Genomic DNA, 24338 nt, shown 5'->3' on the forward strand with positions numbered 1-24338 from the left:
TAAAACTACCCACTCAAGGCTGGCTGTAGGACGAGGCGGATGTTAGGGCGGGAGCTTTCGGAGTTTGTGCGGAGACGAGAGCGTATCGGTAAAAAATCGTACAAAACTTCCGATTCCCATTCTGACATTCAACATGGATATCGCCTGATCCGACGCTTTCGCGAGCAAGCTCACTCCCACAGGTTTTGGCGGCGTCCACACATTTTGTGAATGACTACTGTCCCTGTGGGAGCGAGCCTGCTCGCGAAGGCTGAGTATCAGGCAGTGCAGATGTTGAAGGGCCCACCGCCATCGTGAGCAGGCGAAGGCCTACAGGTTTCAGTGGTGTTCACAAAACCTGAGTACCCCGCAAATCACTGTGGGAGCTTGCCTGCAAGCGATGGTGCCATGGGTGTCGCCGCGGGAAAACCGAGGCGGAATACGGTCATGACGCCGGGCAAGCTCTTCACCTCCGCCACTCCCTGATGCAGGCTCATGATCGAGCGCACAATCGCCAGCCCCAGCCCGGTGCTGCCCTGTGAGCGCGAGCGGGCGCTGTCGACGCGGTAGAAGCGGTCGAACAGATGCGGCAGGTGTTGCGCCTCGATGCCGGCGCCGGGATTGCTGACCAGCAGTGAAGCCTGCGTCGCGCCTTGCTCGATCAGCAAGGTGATGGTTTTGCCGTTCGGGCAATGACGCAGCGCGTTGGACAGCAGATTGGAAATCGCCCGCTGGATCATCAGCCGATCGCCCAGCACCGATGCGCTGCCGACAACGTTCATATGAATCTGCTTGTCCTGCGCCGACAGCGAAAACATCTCCGCGACCTTCGCCGCTTCATCCTCTAGCGCCACCGATTCAAACGGCGCCAATGCCGACGGATGACTGACCTGCGCGAGAAACAGCATGTCGGAAACAATCCGCGCCACGCGCTCAAGCTCCTCGGTGCAGGACACCAGCACGTCCTTGTACTCCTCGGTCGTGCGCTCGCGAGACAGCGTCACCTGGGCCTTGCCCATCAGGTTGTTGATCGGCGTGCGCAGTTCGTGCGCCAGGTCATCGGAGAACTGCGACAACTGCTGCACCCCGGCATCCAGCCGATGCAGCATGAAGTTGATGCCCTGCGCCAGTTCGCTCAACTCCTGCGGCATGTTCACCACCGACAGCCGATGCTCCAGATCCTGCGTCGAGACCCTCGCCGCCACTTTGCGAAACTCGCGCAGCGGCGCCAATCCGCGCTGCACCGCGCCCCACGCCGTCAGGCCGATGAACACCAGCAACAGCGGCAAGGCAATCAGCGTCGAGCGCAGGTAGGCGCTGAGTAGCGCCTGATCATGCGCGTTGTCCATCGACAGCAGCACCGGCACGCGGCTGCCGTCCTTGAGGCGAATCAGCTTTGACGCGGTAAGGAATTTTGCACCCTCGCCATCGGTGCTGTCGCTGTAGGTCAATTGCTCGGTGGCAGCTTGCACCGCGCGTAACTCGGCGCGCGGATCCTTCAGTCCTGAGCCGGACTTGAGCAGCGGCGAACGCAGGTTCGAACGGTCATAAATCGTCAGCGTCAGGTTGTCATGGCCCATGACCTGATCGAGCAGAATGTGCGGCTTGCCACTGACTTCATTGGCGTCGACGTACAGCGACAGGCTGTGTTCAACCTGCGCCATCTTCTTGTCCAGGCTGTCGCGGGACAGCGCATTCAGCTCATGGGTCAGAGCGAAATAGGCGAGGATCGCCAGAAACACCACCAACAGCGCGCCGAGAATACTCACGGTCAAACCGAGGCGCATCGACAGGCTGGCCGGCTTCATTCCCGCGCCTCCAGCACGTAGCCGACACCGCGCAGGGTGTGGATCAGTTTGTTGTCGAACGGGTCATCGATCTTCGCCCGCAAGCGCCGGATCGACACTTCGACCACGTTGGTGTCGCAGTCGAAATTCATGTCCCACACCAGTGAGATGATCTGAGTGCGGGTCAGCACCTCGCCGGACTGGCGCATCAGCAGATGCAGCAGGGCGAATTCCTTGGTGGTCAGGTCGATGCGCTGCTCGCCACGAAACGCCCGATGGCGGCCCGGATCAAGCTCCAGATCGGCGACCTTCAACACCTGCGGCACCGGGATGTTTTCGCTGCGGCGCATCAGGGTGCGCACCCGCGCGAGCAGTTCGGGAAACTCGAACGGCTTGACCAGATAGTCGTCGGCGCCCAGATCCAGACCACGAATCTTGTCCGCCAGCCGCCCGCGCGCGGTGAGCATCATCACCCGCGTCGAGTGGGTGCGGCGCAGTTGTTCCAGCACCCCCCAGCCGTCCAGTTCCGGCAAGTTCACGTCGAGAATGATCAGGTCATACGCCTGCTGTTGCGCCAGATGCAATCCATCGGCACCGGTGGCGGCGTGGTCAACGATATAACCACTTTCGGTCAAACCCTGATGCAAGTATTCGGCAGCTTTAAGCTCGTCCTCGACGACAAGGATTCGCATGATCTATCACCACTTTTATTTAAGGGATATTTAATTAAGGTGGCCGGGAAAATTATGGTTTTTGTAAGTTCTTCCGGACGCAGTTGAATAACTGAATGACGAACACGGTAAAGGCTGTAGTGGCTACAGGGTCAATCTCGGAGGCCTTTAAAACGGCCATCCGCGACAGCCTGTCGCAGCTTGAATGCGCCAGCAGACATGTATTGCATTCAGGCAAGTGCTGTTCGGCAGATAACTACCGAGTATTTGTTTCCATGTATTACGACAAAGCCGTTTGCACTTCGCATCCTAGAACAAAACAACTTTGCCAAACCGTGGATAACGGATTTGTAATGTTCCAGTCACCTTGTCGATAAGTTCAAAACCCTAACTTGGCGGCATCGAAAAATCCTGAATTAAAGGAAGCCCTCCATTGCCCGGTTTAATCGAACTGACGGCGCGATCACGCCTGAACAAAACCGCCAGTGGCCTCTTGTTGTTGGCGTGCAGCAGCCTGGCCAGCGCATCGACCCTGACGCTGGATCAGGCGCTGCAAAGTGCCTTCGCCGGCAACCCCGATCTCGCGGCCGCGCAGTGGGAAATCGGCATAGCCGAGGGCGACCGCCAACAGGCTGGACTGATCCCCAACCCCGAGGTGTCGTGGGAAGCCGAAGACACCCGACGCGACTCGCGCACTACCACGGTGATGCTCAGCCAGCCGATTGAACTGGGCGGCAAACGCGGCGCGCGCATCGATGTCGCCAGCCGTGCGCAGGACGCTGCCGGTATCGAACTGGAGCGCAAACGCAATGCCTTGCGCGCCGATGTGATCCAGGCGTTCAACAGCGCGCAAACCGCGCAGCAACGCTTGCAGCTGTCGCGCCAGTCACTGCAACTGGCCGAGCACGGTGTGCGCGTTGCTCAGGGGCGGATCGAGGCCGGCAAGTCGTCGCCGGTCGAAGGCACGCGGGCGCAAGTGCAGCTCTCGGAGGTGCGCCTGGAGGTGAGCCGCGCCGAGCGCGATCAGGCCAACGCCTATCAGCAACTGGCACAAGTCATGGGCGCACCGTTGCCGACTTCGACCAATGTGCAAGCCGCGACGCAAAACCTCGCCACGCTGCCGCCGCCCAGTCGTTTGCTCGAGCGTCTGAACCAGACCGCCGAGCTGCGTCTGGCGAAACTGCAGATTGATCAACGCGAAGCATCGTTGGGCCTGGAAAAGTCGCAGCGCATTCCCGACCTGACCGTGAGCATTGGCAGCCAGTACAGCGAAACCGAGCGTGAGCGGGTCAACGTGGTCGGGCTGTCGATGCCGATTCCGCTGTTCAACCGTAATCAGGGCAACGTGCTCGCCGCCGCACGGCGCAGCGATCAGGCGCGGGATCTGCGCAACGCCACCGAGCTGCGTTTGCGCACCGAAGTCCAGACCAGCCTTGAGCAATGGCAGACCGCCAATGGCGAAGTCAACGCGTTCAACCAGAGCATCCTGCCCGCCGCACAAAGTGCAGTGGACAGCGCCACCCGTGGTTTCGAAATGGGCAAATTCGGCTTCCTCGATGTGCTCGACGCCCAGCGCACCCTGATTGCCGCGCGCAGCCAATACATCCAGGCCGTCAGCGAGGCGACCGACGCCCGCGTGCGCCTCGAACGGATCTACGGCGACCTCAGCGTCAGCCCTTGAATTTCACTTTTCAGACAACTGCGCGATGGCACGGCGCAGAGGAGTTTCCATGGATAAAAAACTGCTGGTGGTCGCGGTCGCGACCTTGGCGCTGGGCATTGGCATCGGCTCGATGTGGCCGGCCAATTCAAATATCGACGCGCATGCTGATGAAGCGGCGGAGCACGCCGATCACGCCGATCACGCCGAGGAGGGCGCGGCCGCCGAAGGCGAACATGCCGAAGAAGGCCACATCGAATTGAGTACCGAGCAGATCGCGGCGGCAGGCATTCAACTGGCCGAGGCGCGGACGCAGAGCATCAGTCTCGGCCTGTCGTTCCCCGGCGAAGTGCGCTTCGACGAAGACCGCACCGCGCACGTCGTGCCGCGCGTGCCGGGGGTGGTCGAGTCGGTGGCGGTCAACCTCGGGCAAGCGGTGAAGAAGGGCCAGTTGCTGGCAGTGATCGCCAGTCAGCAGATTTCCGATCAGCGCAGCGAGCAGGCTGCCGCGCAACGTCGCTTGGCGTTGGCGCGCACCACCTACGAACGCGAGAAAAAGCTCTGGCAGGACAAGATCTCCGCCGAACAGGATTTCCTCCAGGCGAAGCAGGCGTTGGAAGAGGCGGAAATCGCCATGAACAACGCCCGGCAGAAAATCAGCGTACTCAGCGGCAGCGTGGTCGCCACCGGCGGCAATCGCTACGAACTGCGCGCACCGTTCGACGGCGTGGTGGTGGAAAAACACCTGACGCCGGGCGAGGTGGTCGATGAAACCACGGCGGCGTTTACCCTTTCGGACTTGTCTCGCGTGTGGGTGACCTTCGGTGTCTCGCCCAAGGATCTGACCAAGGTGCAGGTGGGCAAACCGGTCACCGTCAGCGCGCCGGAATTGAAAGCCGAAGTGAGCGGCAGCGTGGCGTACGTCGGCAGCCTGCTCGGCGAACAGACCCGCACCGCGACCGTGCGCGTGACCGTGGAAAACCCTAAAGGCTCGTGGCGCCCGGGGCTGTTCGTCACCGCGCGGGTCGCCACCGAGAGCCGCCAGGCCAAAGTCGCCGTGCCGGAAACCGCGATCCAGACCGTCGAGGACAAACCCACGGTGTTCGTGCGCACCGATGACGGTTTCAAGGCGCAGGCCGTCGAGCTGGGCAGCCGCGCAGCCGGCCACGTGGAAGTCACCCAAGGGCTGGAACCGGGCGTGCAAGTCGCCAGCGCCGGCAGCTTCGTCCTCAAGTCGGAGCTGGGCAAAGCCTCAGCCGAGCACAGTCATTAATTCTGGAAGGTTCCCATGTTCGAACGCCTGATCCAGTTTGCCATCGAGCAGCGCATCATCGTGTTGCTCGCCGTTCTGCTCATGGCCGGCCTCGGCATCGCCAGTTATCAAAAGCTGCCGATCGACGCCGTGCCCGACATCACCAACGTCCAGGTGCAGATCAACACCGGCGCCGCCGGGTTCTCGCCGCTGGAGACCGAGCAGCGCATTACTTTCCCGATTGAAACCGCGATGGCCGGGTTGCCGGCGCTGGAGCAGACCCGTTCGCTGTCGCGCTCGGGCCTGTCGCAGGTCACCGTCATTTTCAAGGACGGCACCGACCTGTTCTTCGCTCGCCAACTGGTCAACGAGCGTTTGCAGATCGCCAAGGAGCAATTGCCCGAAGGCGCGGAAGCGGTGATGGGGCCGATCTCTACCGGCCTCGGCGAGATCTTTTTATGGACGGTGGAAGCCCAGGAGGGCGCGCTGAAGGAAGACGGCAGCGCCTACACGCCGACCGATCTGCGGGTGATTCAGGACTGGATCATCAAGCCGCAATTGCGCAACGTGCCGGGTGTCGCCGAGATCAACACCATCGGCGGGTTTGCCAAGGAATACCAGATCGCGCCGGACCCGAAACGCCTCGCCGCGTACAAGCTCACCCTCACCGATCTGATCACCGCGCTGGAGCGCAACAACGCCAACGTCGGCGCCGGGTACATCGAGCGCAGCGGCGAGCAATTGCTGATCCGCGCACCGGGGCAGGTGGCGAGTACCGAAGACATCGCCAACATCGTCATGGCCAACGTCGACGGCACGCCGATCCGGGTGAAGAACGTCGCCAGCGTGGAAATCGGCCGTGAGTTGCGCAGCGGTGCCGCCACCGAAAACGGTCGTGAAGTGGTGCTGGGCACGGTGTTCATGTTGATCGGCGAGAACAGCCGCACCGTCTCGCAAGCGGTGGCCAGCAAGCTCGAACAGATCAACAAATCCTTGCCGCAAGGCGTGATCGCCGTGCCGGTGTATGACCGCACGCACCTGGTCGACAAAGCCATCGCCACGGTGAAAAAGAACCTGATCGAAGGCGCGATTCTGGTGATCGCGATTCTGTTCCTGTTCCTCGGCAACATCCGCGCCGCGTTGATCACCGCGATGGTGATTCCGCTGTCGATGCTGTTCACCTTCACCGGGATGTTCAGCAACAAGGTCAGCGCCAACCTGATGAGCCTCGGTGCGCTGGACTTCGGGATCATCGTCGACGGTGCGGTGGTGATCGTCGAAAACACCCTGCGCCGCCTGGCCCACGCGCAGCAGCATCACGGGCGCTTGCTGACCCGTGCCGAGCGTTTCAAGGAAGTCTTTGCCGCAGCAAAAGAGGCGCGCCGACCGCTGATTTTCGGCCAGTTGATCATCATGGTGGTGTACCTGCCGATCTTCGCGTTGAGCGGCGTCGAAGGGAAAATGTTCCACCCGATGGCGTTCACCGTGGTCATCGCGCTGCTCGGTGCGATGCTGCTGTCGGTGACCTTTGTGCCGGCAGCGATTGCGCTGTTCGTCACCGGCAAGGTCAAGGAAGAGGAGGGTGCGGTGATGCGCGGCGCCCGTCGGGTGTATGCGCCGGCGTTGGCCTGGGTCATGGCGCATCGCGCGGTGGCCGTGGGCGCGGCGTTGGCGGTGATCGTGCTCAGCGGCGTGCTCACCAGCCGCATGGGCAGCGAGTTTGTGCCGAGCCTCAGTGAGGGGGATTTCGCCCTGCAAGCGCTGCGTGTGCCGGGCACCAGCCTGACGCAATCGGTGGATATGCAGCAGCGCCTGGAAACGTTGATCCTGGCCAAAGTGCCGGAGGTTGAACGGGTGTTCGCCCGCACCGGTACGGCGGAAATTGCTTCCGACCCAATGCCGCCGAACATCTCCGACAGCTACGTGATGCTCAAGCCCAAGGACCAATGGCCAGACCCGAAAAAGTCCCGCGAAACCCTGATGGCCGAGTTGCAACAAGCCGCCGCGATGTTGCCGGGCAGCAACTATGAGCTGTCGCAGCCGATCCAGTTGCGCTTCAACGAACTGATCTCCGGCGTGCGCAGCGATGTCGCGGTCAAGGTGTTCGGCGATGACATGGACGTGCTCAACGCCACGGCGGCGAAGATCGCGGCCGCGATGCAGAAGGTTAACGGTGCCTCTGAAGTGAAGGTCGAGCAGACCACCGGGTTGCCGGTGCTGACCATCAACATCGACCGCGACAAGGCGGCGCGTTATGGACTCAATGTCGGCGATGTGCAGGACACCATCGCTGTGGCCGTCGGTGGGCGTCAGGCCGGCACCTTGTACGAGGGCGATCGGCGCTTCGACATGGTGGTGCGCTTGTCCGACGCGATGCGCAAGGACATCGACGGCTTGTCGGCGCTGCTGATTCCGGTGCCGGCGCTGAGTGGTGCGGCGAACCAGATCGGTTTTATCGCCCTGAAGGACGTCGCCAGCCTCGATCTGGTGCTCGGGCCGAACCAGGTCAGCCGCGAGAACGGCAAGCGTCTGGTGATCGTCAGCGCCAACGTGCGCGGGCGGGATATCGGCTCGTTCGTCAGCGAGGCGGGTGCGGTGATCGAGCGCGAGGTGCAGGTGCCGGCCGGTTACTGGACCAATTGGGGCGGGCAGTTCGAGCAACTGCAATCGGCGGCCAAGCGCTTGCAGATCGTGGTGCCGGTGGCGTTGCTGCTGGTGTTCGGGTTGCTGTTCATGATGTTCAACAATCTGAAGGACGGCTTGCTGGTGTTTACCGGGATTCCGTTTGCCTTGACCGGCGGGGTGATGGCGCTGTGGCTGCGGGATATTCCGTTGTCGATTTCCGCTGGCGTGGGGTTTATCGCGTTGTCCGGGGTGGCGGTGCTCAACGGTTTGGTGATGATCGCGTTCATTCGCAATTTGCGCGAGGAAGGGCGCTCACTGTCGGAGGCAATCAACGTCGGCGCGCTGACGCGCTTGCGGCCAGTGTTGATGACCGCGCTGGTGGCGTCGCTGGGGTTTATTCCGATGGCGCTGGCGACCGGCACCGGCGCCGAGGTGCAGCGGCCACTGGCAACCGTGGTGATCGGCGGGATTCTGTCCTCGACGATCCTCACGTTGCTGATCTTGCCCGCGCTGTACCAGATCGCCCATCGCCGGGATGAGGGCACCGTACCGTCTGAGTAGGTGATCTCCTGTGGGAGCGGGCTTGCTCGCGAAGAGGCCGTGTCAGTCGACATCAATGTTGGATGACACACCGCTTTCGCGAGCAAGCCCGCTCCCACATGGGTTCCGTGCACTGATCCGGCAGATAACGGATATGTAATTCCCCCGCCACCGTCACGAAAGGTTCACCTTGTTACCTTGATCCCGTCAGTTACTTAAACGAGGAGTCAACTATGAAATTCGCCCAACTGAGTGCCTTCGCAACCGCCCTGATGCTGTCGTCACTGGCCATCGCCGAAGGCGGTGGTGACCGCACCTTCGACCGGATGATGACCGCCAACGACCGCGCCGTGGAGCTGTTCGTGGCCAAGGAAAAAACCGCTGCCAACCCGGTGGTGGTCAATGAAAAGAACGACCAGAAAACTCAGGATCTTTAACGCTGCCTGAACCTGCGCAAGCCCGTCATCGCGCATCGATGCCGGGCTTTTTTTCGGGCCTGGAAGGGAAGGAAATGGAGATGAAAATGCTTAAGTCGATCGTGTTCGCCAGCGTCATGGCGATGTCCGTGAATGCACTGGCCGAGGGCGGCGGTGATCGCACCTTCGAGCGCGCTTTCAGCGCCAACGCCAAAGCCATGGAACAATACGCGGCCGAGCGCGGCAAAGCGGCGCCGGTGGTCAAGGAATACGAATACGGCATGCAGCTCGACGTGGTGAAAATCGTCAGCGTGGTGAAGCCGCAGCCGGCTTGCTCGGTGGTGCCGACGGCCATGACTTACGAAGACTCGCAAGGGCAGCTCAATACGCTCAAGTACAGCGTGGCAGGCGTGTGCCGCAACAGTGGTGGCTAACCAACACCTAATCCCTGTAGGAGCTGCCGAAGGCTGCGATCTGTTGATCTTGGTCTTCAAAGTCAAAAAATCGCAGCCTTCGGCAGCTCCTACACGGGGCACATTTTCAGTATCACGATCTGTATTTAGATTCGGAATGTTTAAAGGTTGTGTGGGAAAAGCTGAGCCTTCCCACAATGTTTTCAGGTTGTCCCTCGGACGTCCGCTCTCTAGCCTGTGTGGGTCGCTGCCAAATCAGCGATCGGGATTGGAACCCCTCGGTTAACTGACGCAAAACGCACCGTTCATGACGTATGCTTGCGCACTTTCATGTGTGCACTCCGTTATGGCGGCTGTGCGCGGGAGACTTCGAGTCTGTCGGGTTTTGCTCAGTTGCCCGGGTTCCAACCTGCGTACAGCTGCCACCCCTTCGCGTGGAACCGAAAGGGCCAGCTCCACCGTCAAGCTGAGTGAAAACATTATGAAAAAGCCAACACCCAATCCGCCCGAAGCGAACGCTGCTGCAGACCCCGATCCAACATCCCCCTACGCCGCCATCGACACCCACAAACTCCACGAAGCCGCCGAGCGCGCCCTCGACTACTACCTCAAGCCCGCAGCGCCCATCATGGCCACGCCTTACACCGCCAACGCGCTGTTTCTGGTCAATCCCAACGCCGACACCGAATCCCTGCTGGCCAACGCCTGCGAATCCCTGGCCTCGGCCACGGTGATGCTCGGCGACTTCGCCGCGTTGCTGGAGGGCACGCATCGCAAGACGCTGCTCGGCATCGCGCAGGTGGTCATGCTCGGTGAACTGGCGGTGAACAAAGCGCTGGATAACGTGGAAGTCGCGACGTAGGCGAAGGTCCTTTGACGAGGATCCTTTTCTCGCCAGACCTGAATAAAATGACCGTGTATCTGAAAGCTATACGCGTATATGCATTAGCTACACGGTCGGTATAGAATCGACTCCGAAGCCGCTCTCATGGCTTCGTACCTCAAACGTTAGATCTCACGTTAAGAGCATGGCCTGAACCTCTCCGGGCCACTCAAGGAGTCAGAAAATGAAAAGTAAACAAAAGCTGATGTGCTAACGCCATAAGGAGGCTCCAGTTCCAACATCACCTACCCAGATGGGAAACAGAACACATGTCCACAACTGAAAGCGTTGAAAAATCCAAACCCGTTCCAATCAACATGAGAGCGGACGAAAAGAAACGTAATCTGATCGATTTGGCAGCCGCCATGTCTGGTCGTGATCGCACAAGTTTTATCCTGGAAGCTGCCTGCCAAAAAGCTGAAGAGGTGATTCTGGATAAACGACTGTTCCTTCTCGACGACAGCGCATTTGACGCATTCGAACAGGCTATTGAAGCCAATCCGGCTCGAGGTAACGAATGCCTGCACCAACTGCTCGCTCGTCCAAAACGTTGGAGTTGACCGCGCCCGAGAAGCTCAACGACCAACACGAACTTGATGCCTTCGATTCTGGTGAGGTGACCATTGACCAATACCTGCAGAGGAAGGCGCGAAAAGCCCAATCCACCAAGCAGGCTGTTGTGTACGTCAGTTGCCTCAAAGGTACGTCGAATGTGATGGCCTACTACACGCTATCCAGCGGATCAGTCGCCCGCGCCAGCGTCATGCCGAAAAGCCGTCAACGCAACTCGCCCAGTGTCCATCCGGTCACTCTATTGGGGCGTATGGGGGTAACGCGCGAAGCTCAGGGCCAAGGTTTCGCTGTCGATTTACTGCAAGATGCGATTGAAAGAGCCCTCAACGCGTCTCAGTCGATCGGATCCAGCGCGATAATTGTTCATCCCTTGAATGATCGGCTGTCGAGCTTTTATATCAAGTACGCGGGATTCATTCCGTGCCCCGACATTTCCCCTATAACCCTGATGCTGCCTTTACGCTAAAGCTCGGCTTAATCAGCTACCCGCTAGGTTGTCTTGATAGCGGGTTGATTATGTCGCGACCGCAAAGCAAAAAAAGGCGCCCCGAAGGACGCCAAAAGATTCACCTCTTACCAAAGGAGCAAGGAGCTTCTAAAGGTGAATTTGCATCAGCCGCGTAATCAAAGAATCGCCAGCGGATACTCGACAATCACCCGCACTTCATCCAGATCCGACTCGAACGCCGTGGCGCGGGTGGTGGCCTGGCGCAAACGCAGCGACAGGTCTTTCATCGAACCGCTCTGCACCACGTATTTGACTTCGACGTCGCGCTCCCAGCGCTTCTGGTCGGTCAGCGGATTGCCTTCGGCATCGCGGCGCATGTACACGGCGTTGGCGTTGGAGTAGTCGGCGTCGGTGCCGCGTGCGTAACGGGTCATGAACGACAGACCGGGTACGCCGTAAGGGCTCATGTCGAGGTCGTAGCGCACCATCCACGAACGTTCCTTCGGCGAGTTGAAGTCGCTGTACTGGATCGAGTTATCGAGGAAGATCGAGTCGGACTGGCGCAGGTAATCGAAGTCGTCATTGCCGTTGTTGCGCTGGTGGGAGAGGGCGACGGAGTGCGCACCGAGTTTCACCCCGACGCGGCCGCTCCAGATGTTGTTGTCGAACTCGCCGAGCAGTTGCTTGCCTTCGTCGACCGCCTTGTAATAGTTCAGGCCGCCGAACAGCGACAGGTCGTCCGTCAGTGGATAGGTCCAAGCGGTGCCGGCGTAATACTGGTTCCAGGCATCCTTGAGGCGGCTGGAGTACAGGCTGAAACTGAGGTTCTTGTTCAGCACGTAGTCGCCCCCGCCATAAGCGATCCACGGCGAATTGACCGGGCCGGCGTAGAACGTGGCGAAATTTTCGCGCATGTCGCTGGACACCGGTTGGCTCATCGCATGCAAACGACCGCCCTGAATCGACAGACCGTCGATACTGGTGTTGGACGCCGTCACACCGCGAAAGCTTTCCGGCAGCAGGCGCGAATCACCTGCGGCCACCACCGGGTTGGCCGGGAACACATCACCGACCTTGACCACGGTATCGAAGGCCCGCACTTTGGCGGCGCCACCGATCTTGGTGTATTCATCCCGCGCCTGGCCGTCACTGTTGACCGGCAGCACATCGAACGAACTGCGCCCGCCGTTGCGGCCGTCACCGGTGTCGAGTTTCAAGCCGAGCATGGCAAATGCATCGACACCGACCCCGACGGTGCCTTGGGTGAAACCGGATTCGAACTTGCTGATCACCGCATGCGCCCAGGCTTCGGAATAACCGTTGCCGGTGGGGCTGGACTGGCCGTCGCGATGATCACGATTGAAGTAGAAGTTGCGGTTGAGCACCGTCAGGCTGCTGCCTTCGACAAAGCCCTCAGGCTTGTCTTCTGCAAACACCATGGACGGCCCGGAGCCGACCACCACCGCTAAAGCGGCCATCGACATTTTTGTATTGTTAACCATCAAACACTCCTTGGGTTCGGCAGAACGGGAACGTGCGTCGGCGTGGTTTTATTGTTCGACGGGCAAAGGCCCGCCGGCATTGGTCGCCGGGTCACATCGTTGCAAGCTGCGGATAACGCCAAGGTGATGGGGGAATTACAATTTCGTCATGTGGCTGAACCTGGGTTTTGTGAACGCCACGCAAACCTGTGGGAGCGGGCTTGCTCGCGAAAGCGGAGTGTCAGTCAATGAAGATATTGAAGGTGCCGACGCCTTCGCGGGCAAGCCACGCTCCCACGGTAATCGGGGTTGCCATAAGGGCTGTGAACGACACGTAACCTGTGGGAGCGGGCTTGCTCGCGAAAGCGGAGTGTCAGTCAATGAAGATATTGAATGTGCCGACGCCTTCGCGGGCAAGCCACGCTCCCACGGTAATCGGGGTTGCCATAAGGGCTGTGAACGACACGTAACCTGTGGGAGCGGGCTTGCTCGCGAAAGCGGAGTGTCGGGCAATGAAGATATTGAATGTGCCGACGCCTTCGCGGGCAAGCCACGCTCCCACGGTAATCGGGGTTGCCATAAGGGCTGTGAACGACACGTAACCTGTGGGAGCGGGCTTGCTCGCGAAAGCGGAGTGTCAGTCAATGAAGATATTGAATGTGCCGACGCCTTCGCGGGCAAGCCACGCTCCCACGGTAATCGGGGTTGCCATAAGGGCTGTGAACGACACGTAACCTGTGGGAGCGGGCTTGCTCGCGAAAGCGGAGTGTCAGTCAATGAAGATATTGAATGTGCCGACGCCTTCGCGGGCAAGCCACGCTCCCACAATGATCCGGGTTTGCCACGGCATCTGTGGAAATGTGGACTGATTGATCCACATTTGTGCAGAAATGGCTGTTACCTTCGCAGGTTCATTCCCGTCCGCACATACCTCATGGAGAGAGAAATGTTCGACATCAGAAGAGCTACCCCGGACGATGCCTGGATCGCGTTCGACATTCGGCGCCTGGCCATCCGGCACCAATGCATCGGTGCCTACAGCCAGCAGCAAATGCTCGACTGGACCAAAGGGGCGGCCAAAGACGGCTACGACACGCTGATGGAAAAACACTTTTATCTGGGCTGCATTGAGGGTGAGGCTGTAGCGACCGGCATGCTCGATCTGGATTACCGTGAAATCGGCGCGATCTTCATTCGCCCGGATTTCATGCAGCGTGGGCTGGGCAAGCGTGTTCTGTTCTTTCTCGAAGATCTGGCGCGGAATCTCGGGCTGACCGAGGTGTGTCTAGACGCGACGTTGAATGCGGTCGACTTTTATCGTCGCTGTGGTTATGTCGGGGAGGAGAGTGCGATTTATCAATCGCCTTCAGGTTTGCAACTGGCCTGCGTGCCAATGGTGAAGAAACTGTGATGCCATTGTGGCGAGGGAGCTTGCTCCCGCTGGACTGCGTAGCAGGCCCCACTTCTCAACTGAACAGCGGGGCCGCTTCGCGTCCCAGCGGGAGCAAGCTCCCTCGCCACAGGTTATTTGTTGCTACATAGAATCCGTAAAACAAAAACGGCACCCGAAGGTGCCGTTTCCGTTTCCAGCCAGCCGAATATCAGCCCGTCAGACCCGCCTGCTGAACCAGAGTCAGCAATGGCTGCGGGTACACACCCAGGAAGAAAGCGACCAGGGCGATGGCCAGCAGCATTACGCCGCCAGCCTTCTGTTCCCAGTGCAGCTGGGCGTCGTGGCGGCGCAGGTTCGGTTCGATCAGGTACAGGGTGACCATCACGCGCAGGTAGTAGAACACGCCGATGGCGCTGCCCAGTACCAGCGAACCGACCAGCCACCATTGGTGCGACTCGACGCCGGTAGCGATGATGTAGAACTTGCCGATGAAGCCGGCAGTCAGCGGGATACCGGCCAAGGACAGCATCATCACGGTCAGTACGGCGGTCAGGTACGGACGGCGCCAGAACAGGCCGCGGTACTCGTACAGCGCGTCGGCGTCACGGCCGTTGTACGGCGAAGACATCAGAGTGATCACGCCGAATGCGCCGAGGCTGGTGATCACGTAGGTGACCAGGTACACGCCGATGGCTTCCACCGCCAGACCCTTGCTCGCCACCAAGGCAATCAGCAGGTAGCCGAAGTGCGCAATGGACGAGTAACCGAGCAGACGCTTGAGGTTGCTCTGGGTCAGGGCCAGCAGGTTACCGAACAGGATCGAAGCGATGGCGATCACGCTCAGCACGTCGCTCAGCACGCCACTGCTGGCAGCAGGGGAGATCTGGAACAGACGCACCATCACCGCGAACACGGCAACCTTCGACGCCGTGGCGAGGAACGCGGCGACTGGTGCCGGAGCACCTTCGTAGACATCCGGGGTCCACAGGTGGAACGGTACCAGCGACAGCTTGAACGCCAGACCGATCAGCATCATGCCCAGACCCAACTGCGCCAGCGAGCTCGGCAGGTTGGTGGTAGCCAGGGCCTGACCGATACCGTTGAAGCTCAGGGTGCCGGCGTCAGCGTAGAGCAGGGCCATACCGAACAACAGGAACGCGGAACCGGCCGCCGACAGCACCATGTACTTGATGCCGGCTTCCAGCGAACGCTTGTTGAAGAAGGCATAAGCCACCAGACCGTAGACCGGTACCGACAGCAGTTCCAGACCGATGAACAGCCCGGCCAGGTGCTGCGCGCTGACCAGAACCAGACCACCGGCGGCGGCCATCAGGATCAGCAGGTACAGTTCTTCACGGTTGCCCGGGTAACCCGAACCGCCATCGCCGAGGTAGGCGTGGGCGAGGGTTACACAGGCGAGGGTGGCGACCAGGATCAGCGCCATATACAGGCAGGCGAAGGTGTCGACTTGCAGCAGTGGCGTCACGGCCAGAGGCGCGACTTTCAGGGCTGGCAGGATCGACAGCAAGGCCAGGTTCAGACCGGCGACCGAGATCAGGAAGGTCTGCGAGTGGTTGCGGCGCCAGGCGATTGCCAGCATCACCACGATAATGGTGAGGCTGGTGATCAACAGTGGCGCAAGCGCAATAAAGTGTTGAATCGTGAATTCCATAGCGCTCTTACCGGGCCGAAGCGAGTTGAGTGAAGGCGGTGCCGAGCCACTGCTGCACGCCATGCATCGTGGCGGCGGAAGTGTCGAGGAACGGTTGCGGGTAGACGCCGAGGTAAACCAGCAGCACCGCAAGGCCCAGCACCATGATCAGTTCGCGACCGTCCATGCCGTGCAGGATCGAATCCGATTTCGACGGACCGAAGTAGGCACGGTGGATCATGATCAGCGAGTAGACCGAACCGAACACCAGACCGGAGGTGGCAATCGCGGTGATCCATGGCGCACTGGCGAACGTACCGATCAGGATCAGGAACTCGCCGACGAAGTTACCGGTACCCGGCAGGCCCAGCGAGGCGGCGGCGAAGAACAGGCTGATCGCCGGCAGGTAAGCGATACGCGACCACAGACCGCCCATCTCACGCATGTCACGGGTGTGCAGACGCTCGTACAGCTGACCGCTGAGAATAAACAGTGCCGCGGCTGACAGACCGTGCGCCAGCATCTGGATCACGGCACCCTGCAGCGCCAGTTGGCTGCCGGAGTAGATGCCGATCAGTACGAAGCCCATGTGGGAAACGGACGAGAAGGCGATCAGACGCTTGATGTCGGTTTGCGCGAAAGCGAGGAACGCACCGTAGAAGATCCCGATCAGACCGAGGGTCATGGCGATCGGCGCGAACTCGGCCGAAGCATTCGGGAACAGCGGCAGGGCGAAACGCAGCAGACCGTAAGCCGCGGTTTTCAGCAGGATACCGGCGAGGTCGACGGAACCGGCAGTCGGCGCCTGGGCGTGGGCATCAGGCAACCACGAGTGGAACGGTACGACTGGCAGCTTGACCGCGAAGGCGATGAAGAAGCCGAGCATCAGGATGTACTCGGTGGTCATCGACATCTTGGTCTTCAACAGGTCGGCGTAGTTGAAGGTAATCACGCCGGTGTTGTTGAAGTTGACCAGCACCAGACCGAGGATCGCCACCAGCATGATCAGGCCGGAAGCCTGAGTGAAGATGAAGAACTTGGTCGCTGCGTAGATCCGGGTTTTCTTGCCGTCCGAAGAACTGTGACCCCAGAGCGCGATGAGAAAGTACATCGGCACCAGCATCATTTCCCAGAAGAAGAAGAACATGAACAGGTCGAGGGCGAGGAACACGCCGATAACGCCGCCCAGGATCCACATCAGGTTCAGGTGGAAGAAGCCAACGTGACGTTGAATCTCTTTCCACGAGCAGAGTACCGAGAGGATACCCAGCAGGCCGGTCAGCAGGATCATCAACAGCGACAGGCCGTCGAGGGCCAAGTGCACGTTGATGCCGAAGCGCTGGATCCAGACGTGCTTGAACTCGAGCGCCCAGGTCGGATCGGCGCCAGGCGCCGGAGCAAATGAATAGTCACCGTGGGCCCACAGCCAGAGGCCGAGGGCGAGTTCCAGGGTCATGGTCAACAGCGCAATCCAGCGGGGGAGGGTAGCGCCGAAGCGCTCACCCATCCAGCACAGCAGGCCGCCGATGAAGGGGATCAGGATTAGCCAAGGCAGAATCATGACGGGCTCGTTTCCTTTCGCAAATTCGCAAGGTTCATATCAGACCGCTACCAGCACGATGGCGCCGATTACCAGCACGGCACCAGCAGCCATCGAGGCGGCATACCAACGCAGTTGACCGGTCTCGGTGCGGCTCAGGGCGGTGTGACCGCCTTTGGCCATACGCGGGATCAGACCGATGGTCTGGTCGAGCGGGTCTCTGCGCAGTACATGGCTGATCGCAAGGTACGGCTTGACGAACAGTTTGTCGTAAATCCAGTCGAAGCCCCAGGCAGCGAACCACCAGGCCGAAAGGAAACGGCCGATGCCGCTGTTGGCGATCGCCGTCACGAAGCGACGCTTGCCGAGGAACAGCAGGGCCGCCAGCAGGATACCGGCCAGGGCGATGGCGCCCGAAGCGATTTCCAGACTGTGCTTGGCTTCGCCACCGGCATGGCCAACGCTCTCAGGCAGTACGCCGTGCAGCGGTGGAACGATCATGGCGCCGATGAAGGTCGACAGCACGATCAGTACCGACAGTGGCAGCCAGTGAGCGATGCCGTGACCGGCGTGGGCTTCAGTCTTGGCTTCACCGTGGAACGTGATGAAGATCAGGCGGAAGGTGTACAGCGAAGTCATGAACGCGCCGACCAGACCTGCGTAGAGCAGACCGTGGTTGCCGCTGGCGAACGCTTCCCAAAGGATTTCGTCCTTGGAGTAGAAGCCTGCGGTGACCAGTGGCAGGGCGGCCAGTGCAGCACCACCGACGATGAAGCTGGCGTAGGCCAGTGGCAGTTTTTTCCACAGACCGCCCATCTTGAAGATGTTCTGCTCGTGGTGGCAGGCAACGATCACCGCACCGGACGCAAGGAACAGCAGGGCCTTGAAGAAGGCGTGGGTCATCAGGTGGAAAATCGCGCCATCCCAGGCACCAACGCCCAGCGCCAGGAACATGTAGCCGATCTGGCTCATGGTCGAGTAGGCGAGGATGCGTTTGATGTCGGTTTGTACCAGTGCGGCGAAACCCGCCAGAACCAGCGTCACACCACCGACGATGCCGACCAGGTGCAGGATTTCCGGCGCCAGGGTGAACAGACCGTGGGTACGGGCGATCAGGTAGACACCGGCGGTCACCATGGTTGCAGCGTGGATCAGTGCCGACACCGGGGTCGGACCGGCCATTGCGTCCGCAAGCCAGGTTTGCAGTGGCAGTTGCGCCGATTTACCGACCGCACCACCCAGCAGCATCAAGGTCGCCAGGGTGATCCAGAAGTCGCCGACCTGGAATTTCTGCGGTGCCAACACCAGCAGTTCCTGAATGTTCAATGTGCCCACTTGCTGGAACAGGATGAACAGGCCGATGGCCATGAACACGTCGCCGATCCGGGTCACGATGAAGGCCTTGAGTGCGGCGTTACCGTTGTTGCGGTTGCTGTAGTAGAAACCGATCAACAGGTACGAGCACAGACCCACGCCTTCCCAGCCGAAGTACAGGAACAACAGGTTATCGCCGAGCACCAGGAACAGCATGCTGGCGATAAACAGGTTGGTGTACGAGAAGAAGCGCGAGTAACCCGCTTCGCCGCGCATGTACCAGGACGCGAACAGGTGGATCAGGAAACCCACGCCCACCACCACGCCGAGCATGGTGATCGACAGGCCGTCGATGTAGAGGGCGAAGTCAGGCTTGAAGCCTTCGACCGCCATCCACTTCCACAGGACCAGGGTGTAGTGACCGCCCTCGGGAGGCGCGACGTTGAATTGCCAGATGACGTAGGCGGCGACAATCGCCGACAAGCCAATGGAACCCACGCCGATCAGCGCCGAGAGGTTTTCCGACCAGCGTCCACGGGAGAACGACAGCAGCAGGAAACCGATCAGAGGGAATACGAAAGTCAGAAAGATTAGGTTCATCCGCGCATCTCACTGGCAGCGTCGATATCGAGCGTGTGGAAGCGGCGATACAGTTGCAGCAGGATCGCCAGGCCAATACTGGCCTCGGCGGCTGCCAGGCTGATCACCAGGATGAACATGATCTGTCCATCCGGTTGGCCCCAACGGGCGCCTGCAACGATGAAGGCCAGGGCAGAGGCGTTCATCATCACTTCCAGACTCATCAACACGAACAAAATGTTGCGGCGGACCATCAGGCCGACCAGACCAAGGCAGAACAGGATGCCGGCGACGGCTAAACCATGTTCGAGAGGGATAGCAGGCATGTCTTACTCCTTCGCCTCGTTACGGCCCAAATGGAACGCCGTGACGGCTGCGGCGAGCAGCAGCATCGAGGCGAGTTCGACCACCAGCAGATACGGACCGAACAGGCTGACGCCCACGGCTTTTGCATCGACGGTGGTGTGGCCGATGGCCTGACCGCTCTGGTGAGCGAACAGCACATACAGCAGTTCGGCCAGCAGCAGGGCGGCGAGAATCACCGGCCCGGCCCAGATACCGGGCTTAAGCCAGGTGCGTTCCTGCTGAACCGAGGCAGGACCCAGGTTCAGCATCATCACCACAAACACGAACAGCACCATGATGGCGCCGGCGTAGGCGATCACTTCCAGCACGCCGGCGAACGGTGCGCCGAGTGCGAAGAAGGTCATGGCCACGGCGATCAACGAGATGATCAGGTAGAGCAGGGCGTGCACAGGGTTGGTGTTGGTGACCACACGAAGCGTGGACACCACCGCGATACCCGATGCGAAATAGAAAGCGAATTCCATCGTTCTTCCTTAAGGCAGCAAGCTCTTCACGTTGATCGGTTCGGCTTCGTTCTGCGCAGAGCCTTTCGGCTTGCCAGCGATTGCCATACCTGCAACACGATAGAAGTTGTAATCAGGGTTTTTGCCGGGGCCGGAGATCAGCAGATCTTCTTTCTCGTACACCAGGTCCTGACGTTTGAACTCGGCCATCTCGAAATCCGGGGTCAGCTGGATTGCGGTGGTCGGACAGGCTTCCTCGCAGAGACCGCAGAAAATGCAGCGCGAGAAGTTGATACGGAAGAAGTCCGGGTACCAGCGACCGTCTTCGGTTTCAGCTTTCTGCAGCGAGATGCAACCTACCGGGCACGCCACGGCGCACAGGTTGCAGGCTACGCAACGTTCTTCGCCATCGGGGTCACGGGTCAGGACGATGCGACCACGGTAGCGTGGCGGCAGGTAGACCGGCTCTTCCGGGTATTGCAGGGTGTCGCGCTTGCGGAAGCCATGGCCGAAGACCATGACCAGGCTGCGCAACTGGGTACCGGTACCCTTAACGATGTCGCCAATATATTTGAACATGGGTCAAATCCTCACTGAACCGCAACCGCAGGTGTGTTCCACAACACAACCGCAGCGGTTATCAGCAAATTGATCAGGGTCAGTGGCAGGCAGAATTTCCAGCTGAAATCCATCACCTGGTCATAACGCGGACGCGGGATGGAAGCGCGCAGCAGGATGAACAGCATGATGAAGAACGCGGTCTTCAGTGCGAACCAGACGAAGGACAGTTGCGGCAGGATGCCGAACGGACCGTGCCAGCCACCGAAGAACAGGGTGACCAGCAGCGCCGAGATCAGGATGATGCCGATGTATTCACCGACGAAGAACATGCCCCATTTCATACCGGCGTATTCAATGTGGTAACCGTCGGCCAGTTCCTGTTCCGCTTCCGGCTGGTCGAACGGGTGACGGTGAGTCACGGCGACGCCAGCGATGAAGAAGGTACAGAAGCCGAAGAACTGCGGAATGATGAACCACAGGTTCTGCGCCTGGTACTCGACGATGTCGCGCATGTTGAACGAGCCGACCTGCACCACGATGCCCATCAGGGACAGGCCCATGAACACTTCGTAGGACACGGTCTGCGCCGAGGCACGCAAGCTGCCGAGCAGGGCGAACTTGTTGTTGCTCGACCAGCCGGCGAACAGCACCGCGTAGACCGACAGACCGGCCATGGCGAAGAAGAACAGCAGGCCGATGTTCAGATCCGCCACGCCCCAGGTCGGGGTGATCGGGATGATCGCGAACGCGATCAGCAGGGCGGACATGGCCACCACCGGTGCCAGGGTGAAGATCACCTTGTCGGCAAACGGCGGGGTCCAGTCTTCCTTGAAGAACATCTTCAGCATGTCGGCGGCGATCTGGAACATGCCGAACGGGCCAACGCGGTTCGGACCATAACGGTCCTGCCACCAGCCCAGCAGGCGACGTTCGACAAAGCTGAGCAACGCGCCCGCGACCACGACGGCCAGCAGAATCACGATGGCTTTGATGACCGTCAGGATCACATCGATCACTTCAGGGGTGAACCAGGTCATTGCGCTGCCTCCTGCAGACTGTCGACGGACAGGCCGGCGAATGCCGGTGGAATGCCGGCGATGCCCGCAGGCAAGGCCACCAGACCAGCGCCCAGTTCTTCATTGATGCGCAGCGGCAGACGCAGGGTCTGGCCGGCCACGTTCAGGCTCAGCAGAGCACCGTCGTTGACGCCCAGGCGATCCGCTTCGGATTTGGCCAGAGCCACGTACGGAGCCGGGATGCGTTCCTGCACCGGCGCGGCTTTCGACGAGTTTTCGTCGCTGCCGAACAGGTGGTAGAACGGCACGGCTTGCCAGGTGCCCGGCGCCGGGTTGAAGGCGCGCGGAGCAGCGGCGAACCAGTTCAGCGAATCGCCGGCGCTTTCGATCAGGCGGGTGCCCGGGTCGCCAGCACGCAGGTGACCACCGACTTCGTCCTGGAACTTGTTCCAGGCTTGCGGCGAGTTCCAGCCCGGCGACCATGCAAACGGCACCTGCTGACGCGGTTCGGCCGAGCCCGAGTAACCTTCCATGGAGAAGGCAAACGCGGTGTCTTTGTCTTGCGGGGTACGCGGTTCGTGAACGCTGATGTCGGCGCGCATCGCGGTGCGACCGGAATAACGCAGCGGCTCACGCGCCAGTTTCAGACCCTTGATGCGGAACGCGGCAGACGGTGCGGCGTCGACGATGCGCGCCAGTTGCTCGGTGCTCGACGCCACGGCAGCGGTGACGTGGTCGAGTTGCGTCCAGTCGATCGGCTGGTTCAGCAGGGTCGAGCGCAGGGCGTGCAGCCAGCGCCAGCCTTCGTGAACCAGAATGCTCGCATCCATGTATTGCGGATCGAAAACCTGGAAGAAGCGCTGGGCGCGACCTTCCTGGCTGACCAGCGTACCGTCGCCTTCAGCAAAGCTCGCCGCTGGCAGCACCAGTTGCGCGCGGTCAGTGGTGGCGGTCTTCTGGTGGTCGGCAACGATCACTACTTTCGCAGCGTTCAGCGCGGCATCGACCTTGGCTTTCGAGGTGCGGGTGTACAGATCGTTTTCCAGCACGACGATGGCGTCGGCCTTGCCATCGATCACGGCTTGCAGCGCCGCGTCGACCGATTCGCCACCGAGCATGGCCAGGCCAAGGCTGTTGGCTTCCGGCACGATCAGGCTGATCGAACCGTTCTTCTCGCGCAGCTTCAGGGCTTTGGCGATGTTCGCCGCCGCTTCGATCAAGGCTTTGGAGCCCAGCGAAGTACCGGCGATGATCAGCGGACGTTTGGCCGCGAGCAGGGCATCAGCAATGCGCTTGGCCAGTTCCTGGGCTTCCGCGTCCAGACCTTCAACGGCAGGGGCGCTGGCGTCCAGCGCGTGGGCCACGGCGAAACCGATGCGCGCCAGATCGTCGGGAGCGGCGTGAACGCATTCTTCAGCGATGTCGTCGAGCTTGGTTTCGGCCAGGCTGGCGATGAACAGCGGGTTCAGTTCGTGCTGACCGATGTTCTTCACCGCAGCGTCGAGCCACGGCTGCACGCGCATGGCTTCGGCCATGTCTTCAGCTTTGCCCTTGACCGACTGACGCAGGGACAGCGCCATACGGGCGGCGGTCTGGGTCAGGTCTTCACCGAGGACGAAAACGGCGTCGTGGTCTTCGATGTCGCGCATGTTCGGCACGGGCAGCGGGCTGTCTTTGAGCACTTGCAGGACCAGACGGATGCGCTCCAGTTCGGAGGCCTCGATACCGGAGTAGAAGTGCTCGGCGCCGACCAGTTCACGCAGCGCGTAGTTGCTTTCGAGGCTGGCACGTGGCGAACCGATACCGACGATGTTGCGCCCGCGCAGCAGATCGGCCGCCTTGTCCAGCGCCTGATCCAGACCCAGCTTGGTGCCGTCGGCCAGCATTGGCTGACGTGGACGGTCGGTGCGGTTGACGTAGCCATAACCGAAACGGCCACGGTCGCACAGGAAGTACTGGTTCACCGAACCGTTGAAGCGGTTTTCGATGCGACGCAGTTCGCCGTAACGCTCGCCCGGGGATATGTTGCAACCGCTGGAGCAGCCATGGCAGATGCTCGGCGAGAACTGCATGTCCCATTTACGGTTGTAGCGCTCGGAGTGAGTCTTGTCGGTGAACACACCGGTCGGGCAGACCTCGGTGAGGTTGCCGGAGAATTCGCTTTCGAGGGTGCCGTCTTCAACGCGACCGAAGTACACGTTGTCGTGGGCGCCGAATACACCGAGGTCGGTGCCGCCGGCGTAGTCCTTGTAGAAACGCACACAGCGGTAGCAGGCGATGCAGCGGTTCATTTCGTGGGAAATGAACGGGCCCAGTTGCTGGTTCTGGTGGGTGCGCTTGGTGAAACGATAACGGCGCTCGTTGTGGCCGGTCATCACCGTCATGTCTTGCAGGTGGCAGTGACCGCCTTCTTCGCACACAGGGCAGTCGTGCGGGTGGTTGGTCATCAGCCATTCGACAACACTGGCGCGGAACGCCTTGGATTCTTCATCGTCGATGGAGATCCAGGTGTTGTCGGTGGCAGGGGTCATGCAGGACATGACGATGCGACCACGGGTGTCGTTCTCGTCGGTGTACTGCTTGACCGCGCACTGGCGGCAGGCCCCGACGCTACCAAGCGCGGGGTGCCAGCAGAAATAAGGGATGTCGAGGCCCAGCGACAGACATGCCTGTAACAGGTTGTCTGCCCCGTCGACTTCGAGCGCTTTGCCGTCTACGTGGATAGTGGCCATGGTTCAAAGGTCTTC

At 60.5% G+C, this 24338-nt stretch carries 20 protein-coding genes; 9 read left to right on the forward strand and 11 right to left on the reverse strand.

The annotated features are described in order from the left end of the window. Positions 1-353 precede the first annotated feature (353 nt). A complete protein-coding gene (locus V9L13_RS02965) occupies positions 354-1787 on the reverse strand; it encodes a heavy metal sensor histidine kinase (RefSeq protein WP_338801414.1) in 1434 nt (477 codons plus the stop codon). Continuing rightward, positions 1784-2458 carry a heavy metal response regulator transcription factor gene (locus V9L13_RS02970; RefSeq protein ID WP_003223767.1) on the reverse strand — a complete coding sequence of 225 codons (675 nt, stop codon included), beginning with the start codon at positions 2456-2458 and terminating at the stop codon, positions 1784-1786. The genes V9L13_RS02965 and V9L13_RS02970 overlap by 4 nt, the downstream gene beginning before the upstream one ends. Positions 2459-2870: 412 nt before the next feature. Between V9L13_RS02970 and V9L13_RS02975 the strand changes: the two genes are divergently transcribed. From V9L13_RS02975 to V9L13_RS03010, 8 genes are all read left to right on the forward strand, one after another. Then, positions 2871-4118, forward strand: coding sequence for a TolC family protein (locus V9L13_RS02975; RefSeq protein ID WP_338801415.1), 1248 nt, complete (start codon positions 2871-2873; stop codon positions 4116-4118). Positions 4119-4167: 49 nt separating this feature from the next. After that, on the forward strand, positions 4168-5370 hold the full coding sequence (locus V9L13_RS02980) for an efflux RND transporter periplasmic adaptor subunit (RefSeq protein WP_338801416.1): 1203 nt from the start codon (positions 4168-4170) through the stop codon (positions 5368-5370). Positions 5371-5385: 15 nt separating this feature from the next. After that, the gene (locus tag V9L13_RS02985) at positions 5386-8535 is read left to right on the forward strand and encodes a CusA/CzcA family heavy metal efflux RND transporter (protein WP_338801417.1); all 3150 of its coding nucleotides are present in this window, start codon (positions 5386-5388) and stop codon (positions 8533-8535) included. 212 nt (positions 8536-8747) lie between these two features. Then, positions 8748-8951: a co-regulatory protein PtrA N-terminal domain-containing protein gene (locus V9L13_RS02990; RefSeq protein WP_338801418.1), complete on the forward strand. Its 204-nt coding sequence runs from the start codon at positions 8748-8750 to the stop codon at positions 8949-8951. Between the two features lie 80 nt (positions 8952-9031). Continuing rightward, positions 9032-9364 carry a DUF2790 domain-containing protein gene (locus tag V9L13_RS02995; protein WP_103521748.1) on the forward strand — a complete coding sequence of 111 codons (333 nt, stop codon included), beginning with the start codon at positions 9032-9034 and terminating at the stop codon, positions 9362-9364. Between the two features lie 460 nt (positions 9365-9824). Next, positions 9825-10205 (forward strand): DUF6124 family protein, encoded by a 381-nt coding sequence (locus tag V9L13_RS03000; protein ID WP_095138906.1) that lies wholly within the window; start codon positions 9825-9827, stop codon positions 10203-10205. Positions 10206-10495: 290 nt separating this feature from the next. After that, positions 10496-10786, forward strand: coding sequence for a DUF1778 domain-containing protein (locus V9L13_RS03005; protein WP_041073246.1), 291 nt, complete (start codon positions 10496-10498; stop codon positions 10784-10786). Next, positions 10744-11265 (forward strand): hypothetical protein, encoded by a 522-nt coding sequence (locus V9L13_RS03010; RefSeq protein ID WP_338801419.1) that lies wholly within the window; start codon positions 10744-10746, stop codon positions 11263-11265. Before V9L13_RS03005 ends, V9L13_RS03010 begins: the two co-directional genes overlap by 43 nt. A gap of 158 nt (positions 11266-11423) precedes the next feature. On the opposite strand, the gene V9L13_RS03015 is transcribed toward V9L13_RS03010, so the two are convergent. Beyond that, positions 11424-12749 carry an OprD family porin gene (locus V9L13_RS03015; protein ID WP_338801420.1) on the reverse strand — a complete coding sequence of 442 codons (1326 nt, stop codon included), beginning with the start codon at positions 12747-12749 and terminating at the stop codon, positions 11424-11426. Positions 12750-13674: 925 nt separating this feature from the next. Here V9L13_RS03015 and V9L13_RS03020 point away from each other — a divergent pair. Next, positions 13675-14139, forward strand: a complete 465-nt coding sequence (locus V9L13_RS03020; protein ID WP_338801421.1) for a GNAT family N-acetyltransferase — start codon at positions 13675-13677, stop codon at positions 14137-14139. A gap of 190 nt (positions 14140-14329) precedes the next feature. Here V9L13_RS03020 and nuoN read toward each other — a convergent pair whose 3' ends face one another. From nuoN to nuoG, 8 genes are read right to left on the reverse strand one after another with little or no spacing between them, the layout of a single operon-like run. Further along, entirely contained in the window at positions 14330-15793 is a 1464-nt protein-coding gene (gene nuoN, locus V9L13_RS03025) for an NADH-quinone oxidoreductase subunit NuoN (RefSeq protein WP_338801422.1), read from the reverse strand. Positions 15794-15800: 7 nt separating this feature from the next. Then, a complete protein-coding gene (gene nuoM, locus V9L13_RS03030; protein ID WP_338801423.1) occupies positions 15801-17333 on the reverse strand; it encodes an NADH-quinone oxidoreductase subunit M in 1533 nt (510 codons plus the stop codon). A 39-nt stretch (positions 17334-17372) separates the two neighbouring features. Continuing rightward, positions 17373-19226: an NADH-quinone oxidoreductase subunit L gene (gene nuoL, locus V9L13_RS03035; RefSeq protein WP_201138137.1), complete on the reverse strand. Its 1854-nt coding sequence runs from the start codon at positions 19224-19226 to the stop codon at positions 17373-17375. Next, positions 19223-19531, reverse strand: coding sequence for an NADH-quinone oxidoreductase subunit NuoK (nuoK, locus tag V9L13_RS03040; RefSeq protein WP_003223790.1), 309 nt, complete (start codon positions 19529-19531; stop codon positions 19223-19225). Before nuoK ends, nuoL begins: the two co-directional genes overlap by 4 nt. A 3-nt stretch (positions 19532-19534) precedes the next feature. Next, positions 19535-20035 (reverse strand): NADH-quinone oxidoreductase subunit J, encoded by a 501-nt coding sequence (gene nuoJ, locus V9L13_RS03045; protein ID WP_003223793.1) that lies wholly within the window; start codon positions 20033-20035, stop codon positions 19535-19537. Between the two features lie 9 nt (positions 20036-20044). Next, entirely contained in the window at positions 20045-20593 is a 549-nt protein-coding gene (nuoI, locus tag V9L13_RS03050) for an NADH-quinone oxidoreductase subunit NuoI (protein WP_003223795.1), read from the reverse strand. Positions 20594-20604: 11 nt separating this feature from the next. Continuing rightward, the gene (nuoH, locus tag V9L13_RS03055; RefSeq protein WP_003223797.1) at positions 20605-21612 is read right to left on the reverse strand and encodes an NADH-quinone oxidoreductase subunit NuoH; all 1008 of its coding nucleotides are present in this window, start codon (positions 21610-21612) and stop codon (positions 20605-20607) included. Beyond that, on the reverse strand, positions 21609-24323 hold the full coding sequence (nuoG, locus tag V9L13_RS03060) for an NADH-quinone oxidoreductase subunit NuoG (RefSeq protein WP_338801425.1): 2715 nt from the start codon (positions 24321-24323) through the stop codon (positions 21609-21611). The genes nuoH and nuoG overlap by 4 nt, the downstream gene beginning before the upstream one ends. Positions 24324-24338: the final 15 nt, after the last annotated feature.

Origin of the sequence: Pseudomonas sp. RSB 5.4, assembly GCF_037126175.1 — a bacterium.
Taxonomy (GTDB): domain Bacteria; phylum Pseudomonadota; class Gammaproteobacteria; order Pseudomonadales; family Pseudomonadaceae; genus Aquipseudomonas; species Aquipseudomonas fluorescens_H.

Coding starts and splice junctions, on each gene's coding strand:
- V9L13_RS02965 (WP_338801414.1), bottom strand. CDS start 1,787: ATGAAGCCGGCCAGCCTGTCGATGCGCCTCGGTTTGACCGTGAGTATT.
- V9L13_RS02970 (WP_003223767.1), bottom strand. CDS start 2,458: ATGCGAATCCTTGTCGTCGAGGACGAGCTTAAAGCTGCCGAATACTTG.
- V9L13_RS02980 (WP_338801416.1), top strand. CDS start 4,168: ATGGATAAAAAACTGCTGGTGGTCGCGGTCGCGACCTTGGCGCTGGGC.
- V9L13_RS02985 (WP_338801417.1), top strand. CDS start 5,386: ATGTTCGAACGCCTGATCCAGTTTGCCATCGAGCAGCGCATCATCGTG.
- V9L13_RS02990 (WP_338801418.1), top strand. CDS start 8,748: ATGAAATTCGCCCAACTGAGTGCCTTCGCAACCGCCCTGATGCTGTCG.
- V9L13_RS02995 (WP_103521748.1), top strand. CDS start 9,032: ATGAAAATGCTTAAGTCGATCGTGTTCGCCAGCGTCATGGCGATGTCC.
- V9L13_RS03000 (WP_095138906.1), top strand. CDS start 9,825: ATGAAAAAGCCAACACCCAATCCGCCCGAAGCGAACGCTGCTGCAGAC.
- V9L13_RS03005 (WP_041073246.1), top strand. CDS start 10,496: ATGTCCACAACTGAAAGCGTTGAAAAATCCAAACCCGTTCCAATCAAC.
- V9L13_RS03010 (WP_338801419.1), top strand. CDS start 10,744: ATGCCTGCACCAACTGCTCGCTCGTCCAAAACGTTGGAGTTGACCGCG.
- V9L13_RS03015 (WP_338801420.1), bottom strand. CDS start 12,749: ATGGTTAACAATACAAAAATGTCGATGGCCGCTTTAGCGGTGGTGGTC.
- V9L13_RS03020 (WP_338801421.1), top strand. CDS start 13,675: ATGTTCGACATCAGAAGAGCTACCCCGGACGATGCCTGGATCGCGTTC.
- nuoN (WP_338801422.1), bottom strand. CDS start 15,793: ATGGAATTCACGATTCAACACTTTATTGCGCTTGCGCCACTGTTGATC.
- nuoM (WP_338801423.1), bottom strand. CDS start 17,333: ATGATTCTGCCTTGGCTAATCCTGATCCCCTTCATCGGCGGCCTGCTG.
- nuoL (WP_201138137.1), bottom strand. CDS start 19,226: ATGAACCTAATCTTTCTGACTTTCGTATTCCCTCTGATCGGTTTCCTG.
- nuoK (WP_003223790.1), bottom strand. CDS start 19,531: ATGCCTGCTATCCCTCTCGAACATGGTTTAGCCGTCGCCGGCATCCTG.
- nuoJ (WP_003223793.1), bottom strand. CDS start 20,035: ATGGAATTCGCTTTCTATTTCGCATCGGGTATCGCGGTGGTGTCCACG.
- nuoI (WP_003223795.1), bottom strand. CDS start 20,593: ATGTTCAAATATATTGGCGACATCGTTAAGGGTACCGGTACCCAGTTG.
- nuoH (WP_003223797.1), bottom strand. CDS start 21,612: ATGACCTGGTTCACCCCTGAAGTGATCGATGTGATCCTGACGGTCATC.
- nuoG (WP_338801425.1), bottom strand. CDS start 24,323: ATGGCCACTATCCACGTAGACGGCAAAGCGCTCGAAGTCGACGGGGCA.